The sequence below is a fragment of the Pseudocitrobacter sp. 73 genome (assembly GCF_008369545.1).
GTDB lineage: Bacteria > Pseudomonadota > Gammaproteobacteria > Enterobacterales > Enterobacteriaceae > Pseudocitrobacter > Pseudocitrobacter vendiensis.
This window is the reverse complement of record NZ_VTZO01000072.1, coordinates 1-381: the sequence shown is the minus strand read 5'-3', so window position 1 is coordinate 381 and position 381 is coordinate 1. Positions and strand designations below refer to the sequence as shown.

Here is a 381-nt window from a genome sequence, read left to right as displayed (position 1 = left end):
TTCTGCAGTTCGCCAACCGGCAGGCCTTCATGACCCGCCCTGACCAGCTCCCGGTATATGCTGAGACGTGTCGGGTGGCCCAGTTCTCGAAGTGCGTTTGCAGCAGTGTTTAAATCCATAATACCTCCTTTATCTATATTTCCAGAATAATAGAAATATAGCCTGCGTCAATCGTTTCTGCCGTGAGGGTACCGCTTTCCCAATCATGCTCTGTCCGCCAGGTTATGGGGGGCAGAGCCAGAGCACTACCGAAATCCTTGCGAATACCCGTGCAGGGAATAATTTCCGCCCCCTTTATGGCCGGAAAAAAAACTGATAAACGTCGCCTTTTCAGAAGGTTGCTTTCTTAACGTGGTTTTTCGGGCACTGTTGCAAATAGTC

At 49.9% G+C, this 381-nt stretch carries 1 pseudogene; it reads right to left on the bottom strand.

Annotated features, from left to right (window positions below):
• Positions 1 to 119 (bottom strand): annotated as a pseudogene (locus tag F0Q32_RS26645) (transcriptional regulator); the annotation flags it as partial.
• Positions 120 to 381 lie beyond the last annotated feature (262 nt).